This window comes from Paenibacillus sp. F024, from assembly GCF_057814255.1.
In genome coordinates this window covers 1-295 of the sequence record NZ_JBVASZ010000143.1, presented here as the reverse complement: position 1 = coordinate 295, position 295 = coordinate 1, and the positions used below count along the sequence as shown (strand labels likewise).

General features: G+C 56.6%; 1 protein-coding gene. It reads right to left on the bottom strand.

Annotated features, from left to right (window positions below; translation table 11 throughout):
- A partial coding sequence (locus ACZYR9_RS27720) for a stage III sporulation protein AE (RefSeq protein ID WP_488981509.1) occupies nt 1–295 on the bottom strand: 295 nt, incomplete at both ends.

The following is a 295-nucleotide window of genomic DNA, read 5'->3' as shown; positions in this document are numbered from 1 at the left end:
ACATGCGATCATCGGATGATCGCCTAACGGTTGCATCACCGCCGCAGACAGATTATAGATAAACGCGAGCGCAATCATTTTCAGCGCGGGAAACGCGCACAGGACCATGATAATGACGACTCCCGACAGCCCTACCGCATTTTTAACCAAAAGCGATGCCCCAATGACCGTGTCCGATGCGTCGGAGAACAGCCTGCCTACGACCGGCACGAAATTGCCGGCGATATATTTGGCCGTTCGGATCGTCACTCCGTCCGCAATCGCGCTCGTGCCGCCCTGAACCGTAACCACCCCG